This is a genomic window from Isoptericola sp. NPDC058082 (assembly GCF_042885055.1).
In the GTDB taxonomy this organism is placed as follows: domain Bacteria; phylum Actinomycetota; class Actinomycetes; order Actinomycetales; family Cellulomonadaceae; genus Isoptericola.
The window spans coordinates 415,721-435,094 of sequence record NZ_JBHVSQ010000002.1; the positions used below are offsets into that span (position 1 = coordinate 415,721).

The 19,374-nt window shown below is 71.5% G+C and carries 18 protein-coding genes and 2 riboswitches; of the genes, 7 read left to right on the plus strand and 11 right to left on the minus strand.

Going from position 1 to position 19,374, the window contains the following annotated elements; translation table 11 throughout:
* Positions 1-54: 54 nt before the first annotated feature.
* The 4 genes from ACFVS0_RS04870 to ACFVS0_RS04885 form a co-directional block, all read right to left on the minus strand.
* Positions 55-1,023, minus strand: a complete 969-nt coding sequence (locus ACFVS0_RS04870) for a universal stress protein (protein ID WP_430548662.1) — start codon at positions 1,021-1,023, stop codon at positions 55-57.
* A 174-nt stretch (positions 1,024-1,197) separates the two neighbouring features.
* Entirely contained in the window at positions 1,198-2,010 is an 813-nt protein-coding gene (locus tag ACFVS0_RS04875) for a C40 family peptidase (RefSeq protein WP_430548661.1), read from the minus strand.
* A riboswitch (cyclic di-AMP (ydaO/yuaA leader) is annotated at positions 2,011-2,197 on the minus strand.
* A gap of 190 nt (positions 2,198-2,387) precedes the next feature.
* Positions 2,388-3,176: a C40 family peptidase gene (locus tag ACFVS0_RS04880; RefSeq protein ID WP_430548660.1), complete on the minus strand. Its 789-nt coding sequence runs from the start codon at positions 3,174-3,176 to the stop codon at positions 2,388-2,390.
* Positions 3,177-3,179: 3 nt separating this feature from the next.
* Positions 3,180-3,357, minus strand: a riboswitch (cyclic di-AMP (ydaO/yuaA leader).
* Between the two features lie 131 nt (positions 3,358-3,488).
* Entirely contained in the window at positions 3,489-4,208 is a 720-nt protein-coding gene (locus ACFVS0_RS04885) for a metal-dependent transcriptional regulator (RefSeq protein ID WP_430548659.1), read from the minus strand.
* A gap of 148 nt (positions 4,209-4,356) precedes the next feature.
* Between ACFVS0_RS04885 and serC the strand changes: the two genes are divergently transcribed.
* Together serC and ACFVS0_RS04895 are read left to right on the plus strand one after the other, a co-directional pair.
* A complete protein-coding gene (gene serC, locus ACFVS0_RS04890; protein ID WP_430586383.1) occupies positions 4,357-5,541 on the plus strand; it encodes a phosphoserine transaminase in 1,185 nt (394 codons plus the stop codon).
* A 132-nt stretch (positions 5,542-5,673) separates the two neighbouring features.
* Positions 5,674-6,507, plus strand: coding sequence for an MHYT domain-containing protein (locus ACFVS0_RS04895; RefSeq protein ID WP_430548657.1), 834 nt, complete (start codon positions 5,674-5,676; stop codon positions 6,505-6,507).
* 27 nt (positions 6,508-6,534) lie between these two features.
* Here the strand turns inward: ACFVS0_RS04895 and ACFVS0_RS04900 are convergent, their stop codons facing one another.
* Positions 6,535-7,881 carry an MFS transporter gene (locus ACFVS0_RS04900; protein ID WP_430587319.1) on the minus strand — a complete coding sequence of 449 codons (1,347 nt, stop codon included), beginning with the start codon at positions 7,879-7,881 and terminating at the stop codon, positions 6,535-6,537.
* Between the two features lie 312 nt (positions 7,882-8,193).
* On the opposite strand from ACFVS0_RS04900, the gene rfbA reads away from it, so the two are divergent.
* Positions 8,194-9,057 (plus strand): glucose-1-phosphate thymidylyltransferase RfbA, encoded by an 864-nt coding sequence (gene rfbA, locus ACFVS0_RS04905; protein WP_430587320.1) that lies wholly within the window; start codon positions 8,194-8,196, stop codon positions 9,055-9,057.
* A 25-nt stretch (positions 9,058-9,082) separates the two neighbouring features.
* On the opposite strand, the gene rfbD is transcribed toward rfbA, so the two are convergent.
* On the minus strand, positions 9,083-9,967 hold the full coding sequence (gene rfbD, locus ACFVS0_RS04910) for a dTDP-4-dehydrorhamnose reductase (protein ID WP_430587321.1): 885 nt from the start codon (positions 9,965-9,967) through the stop codon (positions 9,083-9,085).
* 62 nt (positions 9,968-10,029) lie between these two features.
* Here rfbD and ACFVS0_RS04915 point away from each other — a divergent pair, with 62 nt between their 5' ends.
* Positions 10,030-10,647 (plus strand): dTDP-4-dehydrorhamnose 3,5-epimerase family protein, encoded by a 618-nt coding sequence (locus ACFVS0_RS04915; protein WP_430564085.1) that lies wholly within the window; start codon positions 10,030-10,032, stop codon positions 10,645-10,647.
* A gap of 22 nt (positions 10,648-10,669) precedes the next feature.
* On the opposite strand, the gene rfbB is transcribed toward ACFVS0_RS04915, so the two are convergent.
* The 4 genes from rfbB to ACFVS0_RS04935 all read right to left on the minus strand — a co-directional run bounded on the left by rfbB (position 10,670) and on the right by ACFVS0_RS04935 (position 15,148).
* The gene (gene rfbB, locus ACFVS0_RS04920) at positions 10,670-11,665 is read right to left on the minus strand and encodes a dTDP-glucose 4,6-dehydratase (RefSeq protein ID WP_430587322.1); all 996 of its coding nucleotides are present in this window, start codon (positions 11,663-11,665) and stop codon (positions 10,670-10,672) included.
* A 36-nt stretch (positions 11,666-11,701) separates the two neighbouring features.
* The gene (locus tag ACFVS0_RS04925; RefSeq protein ID WP_430587323.1) at positions 11,702-13,015 is read right to left on the minus strand and encodes a UDP-glucose dehydrogenase family protein; all 1,314 of its coding nucleotides are present in this window, start codon (positions 13,013-13,015) and stop codon (positions 11,702-11,704) included.
* 163 nt (positions 13,016-13,178) lie between these two features.
* Complete coding sequence (locus tag ACFVS0_RS04930; protein ID WP_430548650.1) at positions 13,179-14,642, minus strand: NCS2 family permease; 1,464 nt, start codon at positions 14,640-14,642, stop codon at positions 13,179-13,181.
* A 128-nt stretch (positions 14,643-14,770) separates the two neighbouring features.
* A complete protein-coding gene (locus ACFVS0_RS04935; RefSeq protein ID WP_430587324.1) occupies positions 14,771-15,148 on the minus strand; it encodes a CAP domain-containing protein in 378 nt (125 codons plus the stop codon).
* A gap of 432 nt (positions 15,149-15,580) precedes the next feature.
* Between ACFVS0_RS04935 and ACFVS0_RS04940 the strand changes: the two genes are divergently transcribed.
* Positions 15,581-16,351 carry a class I SAM-dependent methyltransferase gene (locus ACFVS0_RS04940; RefSeq protein ID WP_430587325.1) on the plus strand — a complete coding sequence of 257 codons (771 nt, stop codon included), beginning with the start codon at positions 15,581-15,583 and terminating at the stop codon, positions 16,349-16,351.
* Positions 16,352-16,415: 64 nt separating this feature from the next.
* Here the strand turns inward: ACFVS0_RS04940 and ACFVS0_RS04945 are convergent, their stop codons facing one another.
* The gene (locus tag ACFVS0_RS04945) at positions 16,416-17,093 is read right to left on the minus strand and encodes an O-methyltransferase (RefSeq protein WP_430587326.1); all 678 of its coding nucleotides are present in this window, start codon (positions 17,091-17,093) and stop codon (positions 16,416-16,418) included.
* 126 nt (positions 17,094-17,219) lie between these two features.
* Here ACFVS0_RS04945 and ACFVS0_RS04950 point away from each other — a divergent pair, with 126 nt between their 5' ends.
* Together ACFVS0_RS04950 and ACFVS0_RS04955 are read left to right on the plus strand one after the other, a co-directional pair.
* Positions 17,220-18,260 carry a glycosyltransferase family 2 protein gene (locus ACFVS0_RS04950; RefSeq protein ID WP_430587327.1) on the plus strand — a complete coding sequence of 347 codons (1,041 nt, stop codon included), beginning with the start codon at positions 17,220-17,222 and terminating at the stop codon, positions 18,258-18,260.
* Positions 18,261-18,437: 177 nt separating this feature from the next.
* Positions 18,438-19,370, plus strand: coding sequence for a glycosyltransferase family 2 protein (locus ACFVS0_RS04955; protein WP_430587328.1), 933 nt, complete (start codon positions 18,438-18,440; stop codon positions 19,368-19,370).
* Positions 19,371-19,374 lie beyond the last annotated feature (4 nt).

Below are 19,374 nucleotides of genomic sequence, written 5' to 3' on the forward strand. Positions count from 1 at the left end.
GGTTTTTGGCCCTTTTCAGAGATGGGAAGCGGGCCAGAACCATGCTCACGACACTCAGGCGGCGGAGGCGGAGTCGGCGCCGTCCTCGCTGAGCTCCTCGTCGCACTTTCGCGTCACGACCAGCACCGGGCAGGCGGAGTGGTGCAGCACCGCCTGGCTGGTGGACCCGAGCAGCAGGCCGCGGAACCCGCCGCGGCCGCGAGAGCCGACCACGACGAGGTCCGCCCCGGTGGAGAACTCGGTGAGGAGCTCGGCACCCGTCCCGTCGAGCACGTGCCGCTTGATCGTCATGCCCGGGTTCGCCGCCTGGGCACGGTCCACGGTGACGTCGAGGCCGGCCTTGACGTCGGCCAGGACCGTCTCGTGGTCGATCTGCGACGGCAGCCACGCCAGGATCCCCGCCCCGCCGCCGAGCGGCACCCCGGCGACCGCGACGAGCTCCGCGTCCCACGCCTTCGCCTGCGAGACGGCGTGCTTCAGCGCGACCTCGGCCGACGGCGACCCGTCGACGCCCACCACGATGCGGCGTACCTCGTGCACCACGTCGCCGTCGCGGCGATCCGCGGCGTCGGTGCTGCCGCCCCCGTCGCCGCGGTACGGCACCACCACCGTGGGGCAGTGCGCGTGCGCCGGCAGGGCCGAGGAGACGGTGCCGAGCAGCCGCTCGGTGAACCCGCCCTTGCCCCGCGTGCCCACGACGGCGAGCGCGTGCTCCCGCGACATCTCGACGAGCACGCCTGCCGCGTCCCCCGTCGCGACGGTGCCGGTCACGGGGACCCCGCTGGCGGCGACCCGTTCCTCCGCCTCGGCGAGGACCGCCTTGGCGCCCTCCTGGATCGCGGTGTCGTCCAGGGCGGCGTACCCGCCGTCGAGCGAAGCGGCCGTGAACGACGGCAACGAGTAGGAACAGACGACGTGCAGCCCCCACCCCACACGCCGCGCGTACGCGGCAGCCCAGTCGAGGGCGTGCAGGCTGGCTGCAGACCCGTCGACACCTACCAGGACGACCTCAGGCCGTGTCATCTCGCGCCTCCTGTCCGCTGGCGAGGAACTCGCCCTCGTCGTCGAGGGCGCCTGGTTCAAGCGTAGCGAAAGGATCGCGCAAGTCACAGCAAAGCGACGCCAGACACGTCGACCCCCGTGCCGGTGGGCACGGGGGTCGACGGCGTCCAGGTGCGGCCAGTCGGCCGGGCGGCGTCAGAACACGCGCAGCGCGACGGCCTCCGACTCGGACTGCCACATCTTGTGGTAGCCGGTCTCCCAGTTGATCGGGCGGGAGGCCTCGACGACCATCCCGTCGCCCGCGTAGATGCCGATGTGGCCGGGGCTCCAGATGAGGTCACCCGGCTGCAGCTCGGAGAACGGGATCTGCTTGCCCGCGTAGCGCTGGTCCGACGAGGTACGGGGCAGGTCGATGCCGAGCTGGCCGTAGACGTAGGACGTGAGGCCCGAGCAGTCGAAGCCGGACGGGCTGGCGCCGCCGACGACGTAGGGCGTGCCGATGTAGCGCATCGCGATCGACACGGCCTGCTGGCCGAGCGACGAGTTGGACGAGGTCTCGGCAGCCGCCGGCGCCTCCTCGCGCTCCGCGGAGCGCGAGGCGGTCTCGGTGGAGCGCTCGGTGCTCTGCTCCTCGACGACGGGCTCCGGCTCCGGCTCGGGCTCAGGCGCCGGGGTGATCTCGGCCTTGGCCGCGATCTTCTTGTTGATGGTCTCCATGTCGACCTTGGCCTTGGACTCGACCGTGACGACCGGAGCCGCCTCGAGCGCCTCGCGGGCCTGGTCGCTCAGGGCGCCCAGATCGACGGTGCTGAGCTTCTTCGCCGAGTCGGTGTCGACCGGGGCCGCCTGGGCGGCGCTCGCGCTGGCGAAGGTCGAGACGAGCAGTCCGCCGGCGGCTGCGGCGACGACGGCCCGACGGCCGGTCACCGAGGAGCCGACGCTCTGGACCAGCCCGCCGAGCGGACGGCGCGCGGCACGGTGCCGGGCGCGCGTGGTACGTGCGTTCACGTGTTCCCTCTCCTGTCGCCTACGAGGTCAGCTGTCGGGTTCGGGTGGGAGAAACACCCGGCCTCACGGACCAGGTCCGTGCGACTTCACCCCAAGGACGCCGTGGAACAGCGCCCGAAATTGGGTCCCCCGCCCCTGCGTGCGGTCAAGGTCCCCGACCGGCTGCAGGGCTCGGCGTTCCGGTCGAGACCCGGCGGATCACCCGCCGAGTGGTTGACACCGTAGCGGACGCGCGAGGCGATGTCACGTTTCGGTCACAGCGTCTGTGGACGACGCTCCTGGACGCGCGTCCGCCCAGGTCGAACCGGTTACCCGCGCACGACGAAGCCCCGCCGCGCAAGGGCGCGGCGGGGCTCCGTGTGACGTGTCGGACAGACTCAGCCGACGCGGATGAACGTGGGGTTCGACTGCCAGATGGCGCGGTACTTCACGACGTCGCCCGGCTTCGGGGCGTCGATCTGCATGCCGTCACCGGCGTAGATCGCGACGTGACCCGGGGTCCAGACCAGGTCGCCCGGCTTCGCCTCGGAGGCGGAGACGACGGTGCCGGCGTTGCGCTGCGCGGACGAGGTGCGCGGGAGGTTGATGCCGACCTGCGCGTAGACGTACTGCGTCAGGCCGGAGCAGTCGAAGCCGGACGGGCTGGAGCCGCCGGAGACGTACGGGACGCCCACGTAGCGCATCGCGATGGAGACGATGGCCGAGCCGTTGGCGGACGCCGGGACGGCGGTCTCGACCTCGGCGCGCTCCTCGGAGCGGGAGACGGTGCTGGTGGAGCGGTCCGCGTCGACCGACGACTCCTCGACGACGGGCTCCGGCTCCGGCTCGGGCTCCGGGGCCGGGGTGATCTCGGCGCCGGCCGCGATCTTCGCGGTGACCTTCTCGACGTCGACCTTGGCCTTGGCGTCGACGGTGACGACCGGGGCCGCCTCGAGGGCCTCGCGGGCCTGGTCGGTCAGGGCACCGAGGTCGACGGTGCTGAGCTTCTTGGCGGCGTCGGTGTCGACCGGGGCGGCCTGCGCGGCGCCGGCGCTGGCGAAGGTCGAGACCAGGAGGCCACCGGCGGCGGCGGCCACGGCCACACGGCGGCCGGCGACGCCGGACGGGGCGAGGGCGATCGGACGACGGGCGGCGCGGTGCCGGCCGTGGTTCGTGCGTGCGCTCACGTGTCTACCTCTCCTGTCGCCTGCGAGGTCAGCTGTCGGGTTCGGGTGGGAGAAACACCCGGCCGTCCGTGCCCGTGACCGGGCCCGTCCGGCTTCACCCCAAGGACGCCGTCACCGACGCCCGAAGTGGGTCCCCCGCTCCTGCCGTGCGGATGTCCGTGGAGCTCGGCCGGTGGCAGGGTTCGGCGGTCCGGTCGAGCGCTCGCAGGATGAACTCCGACGAGCGCCCCGACCGTACCGGACAACCCCGGGCGATGTCACGCTGCGGTCACGATGTGGCGTGCCGCCCCGGCTCAGGAGCCGGACCGCAGGTCAGCGGCTCGCGACGAACAGGTGCTTCGCCAGCTCCTCGGGCAGGTCGAGCACGATGCCGGACCCCTCGACCTCGACCGCGACGTCGTCGCCGGCGGTGCGCGCGACGATCTGCGCGCCCGGCACGAGACCGGACTCGGCGAGACGCGCCAGCAGCTCGATGTCCACCTGGAGCGGCTCGGCGATCCGCTGGAGCACCAGCTCGACGCCGTCGCCGTCCGCCAGGCCCTTCGCCCTGCGCGCCTCGAGCACGCCGGGCAGGGACTGCACGCCCTCGAGGAACGGGACGTCCTTGTACTGCTCCCCCAGCTCGGACAGACCCGGGATCGGGTTGCCGTACGGGTCGGCATGGGGGTGGTCGAGCAGGGTGACGAGCCGCTTCTCGACGAGGTCGCTCATCACGTGCTCCCAGCGGCACGCCTCGGTGTGCACGTGCTCCCAGTCGAGCTTGATGACGTCCGTGAGGAGCCGCTCGGCGAGCCGGTGCTTGCGCATCACGCGGGTCGCCTTGGTCTGCCCCGCCTCGGTGAGCTCCAGGTGGCGGTCCCCCGTCACGACGACGAGACCGTCGCGCTCCATGCGCGCCACCGTCTGCGACACCGTCGGCCCGGAGTGCCCCAGTCGCTCGGCGATGCGGGCGCGGAGCGGCGGGATGCCCTCCTCACCGAGCTCGTAGATCGTCTTGAGGTACATCTCGGTGGTGTCGATCAGGTCGGTCACGTCCACTCCCGTCATTCGGCGCGGCCTAGTCTATTCGCACGCGTGGGCGCAGGCCGGGTCGCGCGGCGCCGTCGTGCGCACTCCTGACGAGACATCCTGCCCTGCCCCACCGACGACCCGCTCCCACTCGCCCGGAACCGGAGACACCATGCCCGCTGCGTCGAGCCACCCGAGCCCTTCGAGCCACCCGAGCGTCGTCATCCCGGCGTCGCTCCTTCCGGCCGACGGCCGCTTCGGCTCCGGCCCGTCCAAGGTGCGCCCCGCCCAGGTCGCCGCGCTGGCGGCCTCGGGCGACCCGGCGGCCCCGGTGCTGGGGACGTCGCACCGGCAGCCGGCCGTGAAGGACCTCGTGCGGCGCGTCCGCACGGGCCTCGGCGAGCTGTTCGCCCTGCCCGACGGATACGAGGTGGCCCTCGGCAACGGTGGCGCGTCGGCGTTCTGGGAGGTCGCCGCGGCGTGCCTCGTCGAGCGCCGTGCACAGCACGCGGTGTTCGGGGAGTTCGGCGGGAAGTTCGCCGCGGCGACGACGCGCGCACCCTTCCTCGCCGACCCGGACGTGGTGTCGGCCGAGCCGGGCACCGTAGCGCACCTCACGCCGGTCGACGGCGTGGACGTGTACGCGACGCCGCACAACGAGACCTCGACCGGCGCGATGGCGCCGGTGCGGCAGGTGCCCGGCGCCCGCGCCGACGGGGCCCTGCTCCTCGTGGACGCGACGTCGGGCGCGGGCGCGCTGCCGGTGGACGTCGCCGACACCGACGTCTACTACTTCGGCCCGCAGAAGGTCTTCGCGGCCGACGGCGGCCTGTGGCTCGCGGTCTGCTCGCCGGCCGCGGTCGAGCGCGCCGAGCGCGTGGAGGCGTCCGCCGGGACCGCTACCGGGCGGTGGGTGCCGGAGTTCCTGTCCCTGACGACCGCGCTCGCCAACTCGCGCCTCGACCAGACGCTGAACACGCCCGCGGTCGCGACGCTGGTGCTGCTCGCCGAGCAGGTCGAGTGGCTCCTGGGGTCGGGCGGCCTCGCGTGGTCGAGCGCCCGTACCGCGGAGTCCGCGGGCGTGCTCTACGACTGGGCCGACGCGCGCGACTGGGCGACGCCGTTCGTCGCCGACCCGGCCGAGCGGTCCACGGTCGTCGCGACGATCGACCTGGACGACGCGATCGACGCCGCCGCCGTCGTCCGCGTCCTGCGCGAGAACGGCGTCATCGACGTGTTCCCGTACCGCAAGCTCGGCCGCAACCAGCTGCGCGTGGGGGTGTTCCCCGCCGTCGAGCCCGACGACGTCCGGGCCCTCACCGCCTGCGTCGACCACGTGGTGGCACACCTCGGCTGACGCCCTCGCCGGCGGGGCCTCCCGAGCACGCCTCACATCGTCCCAGTTCAGCGAGCATTTTTCACCCGTTAGGTCACGGGCTGATAACGTGCCGCCTCGTCACAGACGGGCGATGTTGCCGGGAGGCCCCGCATGCCGGAGATGCACCATTTCACCTACGGGCTGATCACCCCGCTGCTCGCGTACGCCGCGTCGTGCCTCGGGGCGGCCACCGGCCTGTCCGCGACGGCGCGAGCCCGCGCCGCGACGGACACGAAGACCCGCGCGGCCTGGCTGCTGGTGGCCTCCGTCGCCATCGGCGGCACGGGCGTCTGGGTCATGCACTTCATCGCCATGCTCGGCTTCACGGTCACCGACATGACGATCAACTACGACGTCCCGCAGACGGTCCTCAGCGCCCTCGTGGCCGTGGTCGTCGTCGCGCTGGGGCTGTTCCTGGTCGGCTTCGCGGGCGACCGCCCCCTGTGGCTGGTCTCCGGCGGCATCGTCGCCGGGCTCGGCGTCGCGGCGATGCACTACATGGGCATCGCGGCCATGCGGATGACGGGCCACATGGAGTTCTCCCTGCCCGTGGTGGGGCTCTCCGTGCTCATCGCGATCGTCGCGGCGACGGCGGCCCTCTGGCTCAGCGTGAACGTGCGCGGCCGCGCCGCGACGTTCGGTGCGGCCCTCATCATGGGCGTCGCCGTCAGCGGCATGCACTACACCGGCATGGCCGCCCTGACGATCACGGGGGCCTCGGGCGTGCCGACGACCGGCACGACCGCCATCGACCTGCTCGGCCCGCTCATCCTCGGGATCGCGGCGCTCACGGTCGCGCTCATCTTCGTCGTCCTGATGTGGCCGAACGAGGAGGAGATGCGGGACCAGCAGGAGTTCGAGGCCCGGATGCAGCGGCGCGCGAACGGGATCACCCCGCCGGCGCGGCGCGCCTCGCGCCGGGAGCCGGCCACGCACCGGCACTGAGCGCGCCGCCGCGGCGGCCCGACGCCGTCAGGCCGTCGTCGGCACCCGCTCGGCGTCGGCGCGGCTCAGCTCGCGCCGCACGCCGTCGCGCGTGGTGACGCCCTCGAGCACCTCGCGGTCGAGGTAGACGACCTCGAGGTGCGGGCGCGACAGCACCCGGTAGCGCACCCGCAGGTGCCAGCGCCGTACCGCCCAGGCGGTCGCGCCGGCGGCGACGAGGAACGTGGCGATCGAGCCCACGAGGATCGACCAGCGCGGGCCCCACGCCTCGCCGATCCAGCCGACGATGGGCGAGCCGATCGGCGTCGCGCCCTGGAAGACCATCACGTACAGGGCGATGACCCGGCCCCGCATCGCCGGGTCCGTGGACACCTGGAGCGCGCTGTTGGCCGCCGTCATCATCGTGAGCGACGACAGCCCCACCGGGATGCACGCGACGACGAACGCCGGGTAGGTCGGCATGAGGCCGAGCACCGCCGTCGAGAGCGCGAAGGCGAATGCCGAGCCGATGACCAGGCGCACCCGCGGGCGGTCCCGGCGCGCGGCGAGCAGGGCTCCCGCGAGGGAGCCGATCGCGAGGACCGAGCCGAGGATGCCGTACTCGCTGGCCCCGCGCCCGAACTCGACCCGCGCCATGAGCGCGGAGGTGAGCTGGAAGTTCAGCCCGAACGTCGAGACGACGAACATCACGACCATGATCACGACGATGTCGGACCGCCGGCGCACGTACTGCACGCCCTCGCGGATCTGACCCTTGGCGCGCGGCGCGGCCGGCTGGGGCCGCAGCTCGCGGACTCGCATGAGGGCCAGGGCCGCGATCGTCGCCCCGAAGGTCACGCCGTTGATCATGAAGACCCAGCCGGCGCCGACGGCGGCGATGAGCAGCCCGGCCACGCCGGGGCCGATGAGGCGCGCGGCGTTGAACGACGCGCTGTTCAGGCCGACGGCGTTCGGCAGCTTGTCGGCCGGCACCCTGTCGGCGACGAAGGTCTGGCGCGCGGGGTTGTCCAGCGCGGACACGACGCCGAGCAGGAGCGCGAAGACGTAGACGTGCCACAGCTCCGCCCGGCCGGACAGCACGAGGGCACCGAGAGCGAGCGCCAGCACGCCCATCCCGCCCTGGGTGGCCATGAGGAGACGACGGCGCGGCAGCCGGTCGGCGAGCACGCCCGCCCACGGGGAGAGCAGCAGGAACGGCACGAACTGGAGGGCCGTGGTGAGGCCGACGGCGATGCCCGAGTCGTCGCTGAGGTCGGTGAGGACGATCCAGTCCTGGGCGATGCGCTGCATCCACGTGCCGACGTTGGCGACGAGTGCTGCCGCGAACCAGATGCGGTAGTTCGTGTACTTCAGGGAGGAGAAGGTGGCGCTCATCGATCGAGCTCCCCGGCTGGTTCGTCGCTCGCGGGGGCCACGGATCTCCTTCTCCTCGGGGTGTCGTCGACCGTGGCAACAGACTATCGAATCGTTCTATTCCCCGCCTGGTGAGTGACCCGGCCCACCCGTCCGACGAAGTCCAGTACGGTGTGCGCCGTGTGCACCGCGGGTGTCGGGCCTTTCAGCACGCCGGGCTCGTGCCGGGCCCCGACGAGGGACACGATGGTGCTCACGACGACGTCGCGTCGGACGGCACGGACCACGTGCTGACGTGTTCGTGAGGACTGGACCGGCGGAGGGACACCAACGATGCGCGGAATCATCCTGGCGGGCGGCAGCGGCACCCGGCTGCACCCGATCACCCTCGGGGTGAGCAAGCAGCTGGTGCCGGTCTTCGACAAGCCGATGATCTACTACCCGCTGTCGACGCTGCTGCTCGCGGGCATCCGCGACGTGCTGGTGATCACCACGCCGCACGACGCCGCGCAGTTCCGGCGCCTCCTGGGCGACGGGTCGCAGTTCGGCATCTCGATCGCCTATGCCGTGCAGCAGGTGCCGAACGGGCTGGCGCAGGCGTTCGTGCTCGGCGAGGACTTCCTCGGGTCCGACGCTGCGGCGCTGGTGCTCGGCGACAACATCTTCTACGGCCAGGGCCTGGGCGACCAGCTGCAGAAGTTCACCTCGGTCGAGGGCGGCGCCGTGTTCGCCTACCGGGTCGCGGACCCGACGGCGTACGGCGTGGTCGAGTTCGACGCCGACGGGCGCGCCGTGTCGCTGGAGGAGAAGCCGGCGCGGCCGAAATCGAGCTACGCCGTGCCGGGCCTCTACTTCTACGACAACGACGTGGTCGAGATCGCCAAGGGCCTCCAGCCGTCGGCGCGCGGCGAGTACGAGATCACGGACGTCAACCGCACCTACCTCGACCGCGGGGACCTGCACGTGGAGGTCCTGCCCCGCGGCACGGCCTGGCTCGACACGGGCACGTTCGACTCGCTGCTGGAGGCGTCCGACTTCGTCCGCACGATCGAGCGCCGCCAGGGCCTCAAGGTGGGCGCGCCCGAGGAGGTCGCGTGGCGGCGCGGCTTCCTGTCCGACGACGAGCTGCGCGTCCGCGCCGAGGCCCTCGTGAAGTCCGGCTACGGCACCTACCTGCTCGGCCTGCTCGAGCAGTAGCCCGGCAGGCTCGGGCGAGCACCCGTCAGGCGAGCACCTCGGCCGCGGCGGCGTCCCAGCGCTCCGCCCAGTCGCCGATGGGCTCGACGCCGGCAGCCCGTAGGGCGTCGTGGCCGAGCACGGAGAACGCCGGCCGCGGCGCGGGGCGCACGAACGCGTCGGACGTCGTGGGCTCCAGCGGGGTGTCCAAGCTCGCGGACGCGAGGACGCGGCGGGCGAACCCGAACCACGACGTCCGCCCCGAGGCCGTGCCGTGGTACGTGCCCGCCGGGACCCCCGCCTCGACGAGGCGGGCGATCAGGTCGGTCAGGTCGCGCGTCCAGGTGGGCTGGCCGACCTGGTCGTCCACGACCGCGAGACGGTCCCTCTCGGCGCCGAGGCGCGCCATCGTCCTCGGGAAGCAGCCGCCGTGCGCCCCGTACAGCCAGGCGGTCCGCACGATCAGGTGGTCCGGCGCCTCCGCGCGCACGGCCCACTCCCCCGCAGCCTTGGTGCGCCCGTACGCGGACACGGGCGCGAGCGGCGCGTCCTCGTCGTAGGGCGCGGTGGCGGCGCCGTCGAACACGTAGTCCGTGGACACCTGCACCAGGCGGGCGCCCGCCGCGTGCGCGGCCCGCGCGAGATTCGCGGCTCCGGTCGCATTGACGCGGAACGCCTCGGCCTCGTGGGCCTCGGCGTCGTCGACCGCCGTCCACGCGGCGGCGTTGACCACGACGTCGAACCCGCGGGCCGCGGCCAGGACGGCGTCGGCGTCCGTGACGTCGAGGTCCGCCCGACGTAGCCCGACGACGTCCGCCCCGGCGTCCCCGAGACGGGCCAGCAGGTCGGTCCCCAGCATTCCCGTGGCGCCGACGACCAGCCAGCGTCGCGACGCGGAGGTGGCGGGCGGTGCCGTCGTGGTCTCGGTCACCGTAGGATCCTACGGGCCCGACCCGTCGTCGAAACCTGGCCGACCCCGCGAAGGAGCGCCCCGTGCAGATCCGCGAGCTGGCCGTCCCCGGCGCCTACGAGATCACCCCGCAGCAGCACGGCGACCCGCGCGGTGTCTTCCTCGAGTGGTTCCGGTCCGGACCGTTCGCCGAGGCCGTCGGCCACCGGCTCGACCTGCAGCAGGCCAACGCCTCGGTGTCCGCCGCCGGCGTGCTGCGCGGCATCCACTTCGCCGACGTGCCGCCCGGCCAGGCCAAGTACGTCACCTGCGCGAAGGGTGCCGTCCTCGACGTCGTCGTCGACCTCCGCGTCGGCTCGCCCACCTTCGGGCGGTGGGACTCCGTCCTGCTCGACGACGTCGACCGGCGCGCCATCTACCTCGGCGAGGGCCTGGGCCACGCGTTCATGTCCCTGGAGGACGGCTCGACCGTGCTCTACCTGTGCTCCGCGGGCTACAACCCCGGCCACGAGCACGGCATCCACCCCCTGGACCCGGAGGTCGGCATCGAGTGGCCCACGACGGCCCGCGACGGCTCGCCGCTGGTCGCGCAGTTGTCCGACAAGGACACCGCCGCCCCCGGCCTGGCCGAGGCGAAGGCCCAGGGCCTGCTGCCCACCCACGACGCCGTGCAGGACTTCGTCGCGTCGTTGCGCGGCTGACGCCGCGCGGCTCCTCCCGGTCCTACTGGCCGGTGCTGGCGTACCTGGCCTCGACGGCGGCCTTGGCGGGGCGCCACCAGTCCTCGTGCGCGCGGTACCAGTCGACGGTCGCGGCGAGTCCGGTGCGGAAGTCGGTGAACTGCGGGGTCCAACCGAGCTCGGTGCGCAGCCTCGTGGCGTCGATCGCGTAGCGCAGGTCGTGCCCCGGGCGGTCGGCGACGTGGTCGAAGTCGTCCGCGTCGCGCCCGAACAGCTCGTTCAGGGTGCGCACCACCTCGAGGTTGTTCGTCTCGCCGTCGGCGCCGATGAGGTACGTCTCGCCGACCCGGCCGCGGTCGATGATCGCCCACACGGCGGTGTTGTGGTCGTGGACGTGGATCCAGTCGCGCACGTTCAGCCCCGCCCCGTACAGGCGCGGGCGGACCCCGTCGATGAGGTTGGTGACCTGCCGCGGGATGAACTTCTCCACGTGCTGGTACGGGCCGTAGTTGTTCGAGCAGTTCGAGATCGTGGCCTCGATGCCGAACGAGCGCACCCAGGCGCGCACCAGCAGGTCCGAGCCGGCCTTCGTCGACGAGTACGGGCTCGACGGGTTGTACGGCGTGGTCGGGGTGAACTTCTCGTCGCCCTCCAGCGGCAGGTCGCCGTAGACCTCGTCCGTGGAGATGTGGTGGTACCGCACCCCGTGGCGGCGCACCGCCTCGAGCAGCGTGAACGTGCCCACCACGTTGGTCTGCACGAACGGCGACGGGTCCGCCAGCGAGTTGTCGTTGTGCGACTCCGCGGCGAAGTGCACGACGACGTCCGCGTCGCCGACGAGGCCGTCCACCGCCTCCGCGTCGGTGACGGACCCCTGGACGAAGTTCACCCGGTCCGCGACCGGGGCCAACGACGACAGGTCGCCGGCGTACGTCAACGCATCCAGCACCGTCACCACGGCGTCCGGGCGCTCCGCGACCGTCTGCTGGACGAAGTTCGCCCCGATGAAACCGGCGCCACCGGTGACCAGAACCCGCATGAGGACCTGAACCCATCTGTGGAGGGGACGACCGGCTCAGCGCCGGCCGAGAGCACGATACTGCCAGCCGCCCCCGGTCCACGCGGCGCGGTCCAGGGCGTTGCGGCCGTCGAGGATCGTGCGCTGCGCGACCAGCGTGCCCACGTGCTCCGGGTCGAGGTCGCGGTACTGCTTCCACTCCGTGAGGAGGAGGACGGCGTCCGCGCCGGCGAGCGCGGCCTCCAGGTCCCGCTCGTAGTGCAGGTGCGGCTGCTTCGCGCGGGCGTTGTCGATGGCCTGCGGGTCGTGCACCGTCACGACGGCGCCCAGCTCCGCCAGGCGGGCCGCGACGTCGAGGGCCGGCGAGTCGCGGACGTCGTCGCTGTCGGGCTTGAACGCGGCGCCGAGCACCGTGACCTCGGCGCCCTCCACCATCCCGCCGAGCACCTCGGACGCGAGGTCCACCATGCGGGTACGACGGCGCGTGTTGATGGCGTCCACCTCGCCGAGGAAGGCGACGGCGTCGCCCGCCCCGAGCTCGTCGGCGCGGGCGCGGAAGGCGCGGATGTCCTTGGGGAGGCAGCCTCCCCCGAAGCCCAGGCCGGCGTTGAGGAAGCGGCGCCCGATGCGCGCGTCGTGGCCGATCGCGTCCGCGAGGCGGGCGACGTCGCCCCCCGCCACCTCGCACAGCTCGGCCATGGCGTTGATGAAGGAGATCTTGGTGGCGAGGAACGAGTTGGCGGCCACCTTCACCAGCTCGGCCGTCGAGTAGTCCGTGACGATCCGCGGCACGCCCTCGGCGAGCGGCCGGGCGTAGACGGCGTCGAGCGTTGCCGTGGCGCGCTCCCCCGCCGCGCCGTCGGGCACGCCGTAGACGAGGCGGTCGGGGTGCAGCGTGTCCTGCACGGCGAAGCCCTCGCGCAGGAACTCCGGGTTCCAGGCGAGCACCGCCCCGGGCCGCGCCGCCGCGACGACGCCCGCGAGTCGGCGCGCCGTGCCCACCGGGACGGTGGACTTGCCGACGACGATTTCACCCGCCGCGAGGTACTCGACCAGCTCGTCCACCGCGGCGTCCACGAAGGCGAGGTCGGCCGCGGGGCCGTCCTTCCGCTGGGGCGTCCCGACGCACACGAAGTGCACCTGTGACCCGGCGACCGCAGCCATGTCGGTCGAGACGGTCAGCCGGCCCGTGCCCATGACCTGCGACAACAGCTCGTCCAGCCCTGGCTCGAAGAACGGCGCCTTGCCCGCGGCCAGCGCGTCCACCCGCTCGGCGTCGACGTCGACGCCCACGACGTCGTGGCCCAGCTGCGCCAGGCTCGCGGCGTGCACCGCACCGAGATACCCCAGACCGATCACCGAGACCTGCACGTTCGCTGCCCTTCATCGAGGCATCCGTGGGACGACGAGGCGCCCCAGGACGCCCCGCGCTCACTCTAGGTCGCGCGCGGACGTCGGACGAGGCCGGAACTCCCGGACAGCACGACGGCCCCGGCCGGTCGCGAGGACCGTCCGGGGCCGTCGGGGCGCGACGTCAGAGACCCAGTGCCGCCTGGATGGGCTCGAGCGTGAAGTAGACGAGGAACATGGCCGCGGCCACCCACATGAGCGCGTGGATCTGGCGCACCTTGCCGAGCGCGAGCTTGATGATCACGAAGGCGATGAAGCCGGCGCCGATGCCGTCGGCGATGGAGTACGTGAACGGCATGATGATGATCGTGAGGAACGCCGGGATGGCGATCTCCACGTTGCGCCACGAGATGCCCGCGACCTGCGCCATCATCAGGTAGCCCACGAAGACGAGGGCGGGCGCGGCGGCCTCGTAGGGCACCAGCGCGACGACGGGCGACAGGAACGTCGCGAGCAGGAACAGGACGCCGGTGACGACGGCGGCGAAGCCGGTACGCGCGCCGGCACCGACGCCCGTCGTCGACTCCACGTACGCGGTGTTGGACGACGTGCTGCCGACGCCGCCCAGGACCGCGGCGAGCGAGTCGGCCACGAGGATGGCGCGCGTGCGAGGCGGGTTGCCGTCCTTGTCGAGGAGCTTCCCCTCGGAGCCGACGGCGACCATCGTGCCCATCGTGTCGAAGAAGTCCGCGATGAGCAGCGAGAAGACGATGAGGACCACGGACACCGCCGCGATGTTCTGGAACGAGCCGAGCAGGGAGAACTGGCCGATCAGGCCGAGGTCCGGCGTCGTGACCACGCCCGAGAAGGTGGGCGCGTTGAGGTTGAAGCCGTCAGGGTTCTCCGCGCTCTTGGCGCCGATGTGCAGCGTGTTCTCCAGCACGACGGCGAGCGCCGTCGCCGTGATGATCGCGACGAGCATGGCGCCGCGCACCTTGCGCACGAACAGGACGATGGTGAGGACGAGGCCGACGACGAACACGAGCATCGGCCACGTGCCGAGGTTGCCGAGCGCGACGACGGTGCCCTCGCCGGGCACGACGAAGCCGGCGTTGACGAGGCCGACCAGCGCGATGAACATGCCGATGCCGACGCTGATCGCCGTCTTGAGCTCCACGGGCACCGCGTTGAACACGGCCTCCCGGAACCCGGTGAGCACGAGGATCAGGATGATGACGCCCTCGATCACCACGAGCCCCATGGCGTCGGCCCAGGTGACGTTCGGCAGGCCGGCGATGGAGTACGCGACGACGGCGTTGAGGCCGAGGCCTGCGGCCAGGCCGAGGGGGTAGTTCGCGAAGACGCCCATGAGGAGCGTCGCGACGCCGGCGATCAGCGCGGTCGCGGCGGCGACCATGCCGAGCGTCTCCGGCGTGGCCTCGGTGCCGCCGCCGAGCACCTGGCCCGTGCCGTCGGGCACGGTGCCGATGATCAGCGGGTTGAGCACGATGATGTAGCTCATCGCGAAGAAGGTCACCAGACCGCCGCGGATCTCCGCGCCGATGGTGGAGCCTCGTTCGGTGATCTTGAAGAAGCGGTCGATCGCGCTCAGCTCGCCCTGCGGCGGCGCGGTGGTCTGGTTCGCCATGGGCAGAATCATGGCAGATCGTGTGAAGGCCACCCGGCGTCGTTGCCGCATCGTGACGCCGAATTCACGCCCGTGTTGCACGTCGCCCCAGGTCGCGGAGCCGGTCGCCCCGTTGCCCGGGATGAACGTCACTCGGCGAGGAAGACCTGGACGCACACCATACGGGGCTCTGCGCGCTCCTCGCCGTCCTGGGCGCACGCGACGGCCGCACGGGCAAAGCGAGGGTTACGGATGTTCTCCGCGTGGCCGGCCGACGCCAGCCATGCCTCGACGACCTCCGCCGGCGGCTCGCTCGTGCGCGACAGGTTCTCCGCCGCGAGCTCCACGGCGCACTCCTCCAGAGCGTCGTCCAGCGGCCGGTGCTCCAGCTCCGCCGCGCCGACCAGCTCGTCCGCACGACTCGCCGCAACCGACGCGGCGCACTCGTCGTGGGTCAGCGGGTCGAGGCCCTCCGCCTGGCGTTCGGCGGAGACCAGGTCTTCCAGCCCGGCGGAGTAGCCGGCCACCGACGCGACATCCCGTGCGGTCCGCGTATTCGCGGGCGCGTCCGTCTGCTGAGGTGCCGGGCCGCCCCATCCGCAGCCCCCGACGAGCCCCGCCAGACCGACGATCAGCACAGTGGCGCGCGGGCCCGGCCTGACCTCTCCGAAGCTCGAGCGGCTCGGGGTACGCGAGACAGATGGCGGGTTGGGCACTAGCGAACCTCCGTCCGGTGCCGCGACCGATGCCTGCCGACGGTACCCAGCGTACGGAGCACGCGCGCGGACAGCTCGTGCCCGTCGCGGGTCGCCGAGAGGTCGGCATCGAGGCCCAGGGATACGCTCGCTGCAGCGGAACGCCAGTCGTCCGCGCAAGCCGTCACCCGGCAGCCCGACAGGGGCGAGCAACACCGAACTCAGGTCACGTGCGCGAAGGCTGGTGTCATGGAACCAGGACGAGTGGTGCAGGCGGTCACACCGCGACCCCCGCGTTCGACCCCACGGAGGCAGAGCACGCCGGAACGACTGCGGAGCATCGCGGCCGATGCCAGGTTCCTCGCGCTGTCGAGCGTCCGGATGCTCAGGGGCGTGACCTCCCGGGAATGCTCGTTCTGCGGCTACCAAGGACGTTTCTCGCCCGCAGGCGACCCGCCCCGTCTCGATGCCAAGTGCAGGGTGTGCAGGTCGTTCGAGCGCCACCGCCTGCTCAAGCTCGCCGTGGAACGACAAGAGCTCGTCCGGCGCGGCGATCGCGTCCTCCACTTCGCGCCCGAACCTCAGGTCGCGCGTCTGCTCGACGACGCAACCCCCGGGAACGTCGTCTCCGCCGACATCGACGCACGCCTCGCGGACCTACGGATCGACATCGAGGCCATCGACCTCGACGACGGGTCGTTCGACGTGATCGTGTGCTCCCACGTCCTGGAGCACGTCGACGACCGCCTCGCACTCACGGAGATGCACCGCGTCCTGGCCCCGGGCGGGCGCATGATCGTGATGGTCCCCATCGTGGAGGGCTGGGAGAGCTCCTACGAGGACCGCAGGGTGACCGACCCGCGCGAGCGCAGGATCGAGTTCGGGCAGAGGGACCACGTGCGGTACTTCGGTCGAGACCTGCGCGACCGCATCCAGGGGGCGGGATTCGGCCTGTCCGAGTTCGTCGCAGAGCCCGCCGACTGCCGTCGGTTCGGCCTGATCCGGGGCGAGCGGGTGTTCGTCGGGACCCGCTGAGTCGTCCACGACCGTAGACGAGGCGGGACTCGTTCCGGAACGCTCGCACGCTGTGCCGGGAAACTCAGGCGTCGCGGACCGTCCATACCGTCGTGTGCGCCCGCGTCGTCTTGCACGGCGCAAGCCCTCGGATCGTCACATGACGATGTTCGCCGGCGATGCCGAACGCCCGGGCGTATCTGTCTCGCTGCGAGTCGTCCAGGATGAGCACGCCACCCGGACGAACCTTGGGAAGGGCGTGGTGGAAGCAGCGGACCCGCTCGCGCCCGTCGACGACGACGAGATCGAAGAATCCGTCCGGAAAGGCGTCGATCGACGCGACGTAGTCGTCCAGGCCTGGGGACATATCGAGATCGAGCACGGTGACGCCGGCGAACTGCCGCGTGCGCTCGGTGAGGAGTGCGTGCCACTCCGGATCGTGCTCTGCCGTGACCACCTCGCCGACCCGTCGCGCCAGCCACACGGTGGAACCGCCGCCACCGAACTCGAAGACGCGGGACGAACGATCGAGCACGGCGTCAAGCCGGTCGATCACCTGGAAAGGCAGCCAAGGAAGCTCAAGGTCGAGAGTGCTGCGGCGATAGGTGCTCAACCAGCGCCTCAGATAGCGCGACTGCTGTGGATCCTCGAGAATTCGTGTGGCGAGGCGTCTGACGTCCTGCGCGGTCGACCACGAACTTCTCGCGGCCCTGACCAGTGCCTCGTGCGCTCTGGCCGGAGCCGATGCGGTGTGTTCCAGCACATCGGCAATCTATCCACGTCGCGGTCGGGACGCGCGCGGAACGCTTATCGTACGAGGACGGTCGACTCGGCATTCACGAACGTCTGGCACGGCATTCCAACGGTCCGACAGCGGAGACTGCAACCCATGGGTGGACACATCACGGTCGCGACCCTGAGCTACGACCGCAACGCCACGGTGGCCGAGCACCTGAGTCGACTTTCCTCGCAGACGCTGCCGGCTGAGGCCGAGGTCAGCATCCTTCTCGTCGACAACAACCCGCACGGCGAGGCACTCCCCTACTACGAGGATGCCCTCGATCATCTCGCTGACGACGCGATCGCCACCGCGTACGTCCATGAACCGATGCCGGGCATCCCTGCTGCTCGCAACCGCGCCATCGAGTGGGCGCTGGAGCAGGGATCCGACGCGTTGGTGTTCGTCGACGACGACGACGTTCCCCACGCGGGTTGGCTGGCGGCACTGGTCGCGACCTGGCGCCGCGGCGGCTCGGAGATGGTCTCCGGCGTCTCGACCTACTCCACGCCGCCACACCGCGATCGGTGGGTGGAGGCCTCCGGGTTCTTCACTCCCGACGGCCTGGAGCGCCCCTTCGGTCGTACCAGGTGGCGCCGGTCCTACGACGACCGGAACCGGCTGACCGTCGCCGCGACCAACAACCTCCTCCTCGACCTGCGCTTCGTCGCGCTCCACTCCCTGCGGTTCGATACCCGCGTGTTCTCCGGCTCGGACACCCTCTTCACCCATCAGATGTCCCTGCTCGGCGCTCAGCTCGCACGTGAACCCGACGCGCGCGTGACGCTGGGGATCCCGTTGGGCCGATACACCCGGACGTGGATCATCCAACGCATCGCTCACCTGGAGTCGGGCCTCTTCTGGGCCCGCATGCGGTCGTCGCGCACACCGATCGACCGCGCAAGGCTCGTCTGCCGGCAGATCGTCAAGGCCGTCGTCGTCGGGGTCGCCGCCCTCGTGCGCATATCGACCGGCCACCTGACGAGATCGTTCGACGACGTCGTCCTGGGCCAGTGCCACCTGGCGAAGAGCCGCTTCGCTCTTGCCTGTGCGTTCGGGTGGGCCTACATGCCGTACTCCCGCGGCCGGACGAGGTGGGTTCGTGTGGGTGCCGGCGGGCCGTTCCGAGCAAAGGAGCCCGACGTCGGGTAATCCCTGTGACCCAAGGGGTGCCGACGACTGTCGGAGAGCCCGTCGCCCGCGCATGCGCCCTCGAATCGCCGTCGTTACAGTCGAATCAGGTCGCCACTCAGGTTCCGAGAACGCACGGTCGTCCGACGCCCCAGAAGGAGCACACATGCGCTCGTGTCCTCGGAACCAGGTGGCCTGATGCTCCAGACCTCCGGCAACGGGCTCCCCGCACCGGACGTTCCGCCGCTCGAGATCGTCATCGTCACCTACGGCGGCCCAACTTTCGTGGAACGGTGCCTCACCTCGGTACGTCACCACGCTCCTCGTGGCACCAAGGTGCACGTCGTGGACAACGCGTCGCCCGACTCCACGCCCGACATGGTGGCCCATCGGTTTCCGGAGGTACTGCTTCACCGTCGTAGAGACAACAGCGGGTTCGCAGTGGCGAACAACGCCGCCCTCGCCGGCACCACGGCCCCCGCTGTTCTGCTGCTGAACCCCGACACCGAACTCCGACCGGGCGTTGTCGAGCACCTCCTGCACGAACTCGAACACGAACCCGAGATAGGTGTTCTCGGCTGCCGACTGGTGACTCCCAACGGCTCCTTCGACCACGCGTCGAAGAGGCGGGTCCCGAGTCCGGCCGTCGCCCTGCGGTACTTTCTCCTCCGCTCGGCAGGTCGGCACGGCTCCGATTACACCGCCCCCGACCTCGACGAGCACGACGTCGGTGACGTCGACGCCGTGAACGGGGCGTTCATGCTGGTGCGCGCAGCCGCCCTCACGGACGTCGGCCTCCTCGACGAGACCTTCTGGATGTACGCGGAGGACCTCGACTGGTGCGTGCGGATGCGCGCTGCCGGGTGGCGCGTCGTCTACGACGGGCGAGTGACGGCGATCCACCTCAAAGGCGCGTCCTCGGGGCGCGCTCGGTCGGTGCGTCTGAATTATCACTTCCACCGAAGCATGTCGCTGTTCTACCGGAAGCACCTCCGGCGATCGTTCGTCGAGGATCTCGTGGTCCATGGCGGAATCTGGGCACGCTTCGTCGCGGTGGCTTTCGTCGACGTCGTTCGACGTTCGGTGGCGCGAGGCGACGCCGGCCGACCCGCCCGGGCGGAGCGGGCGTGAGACG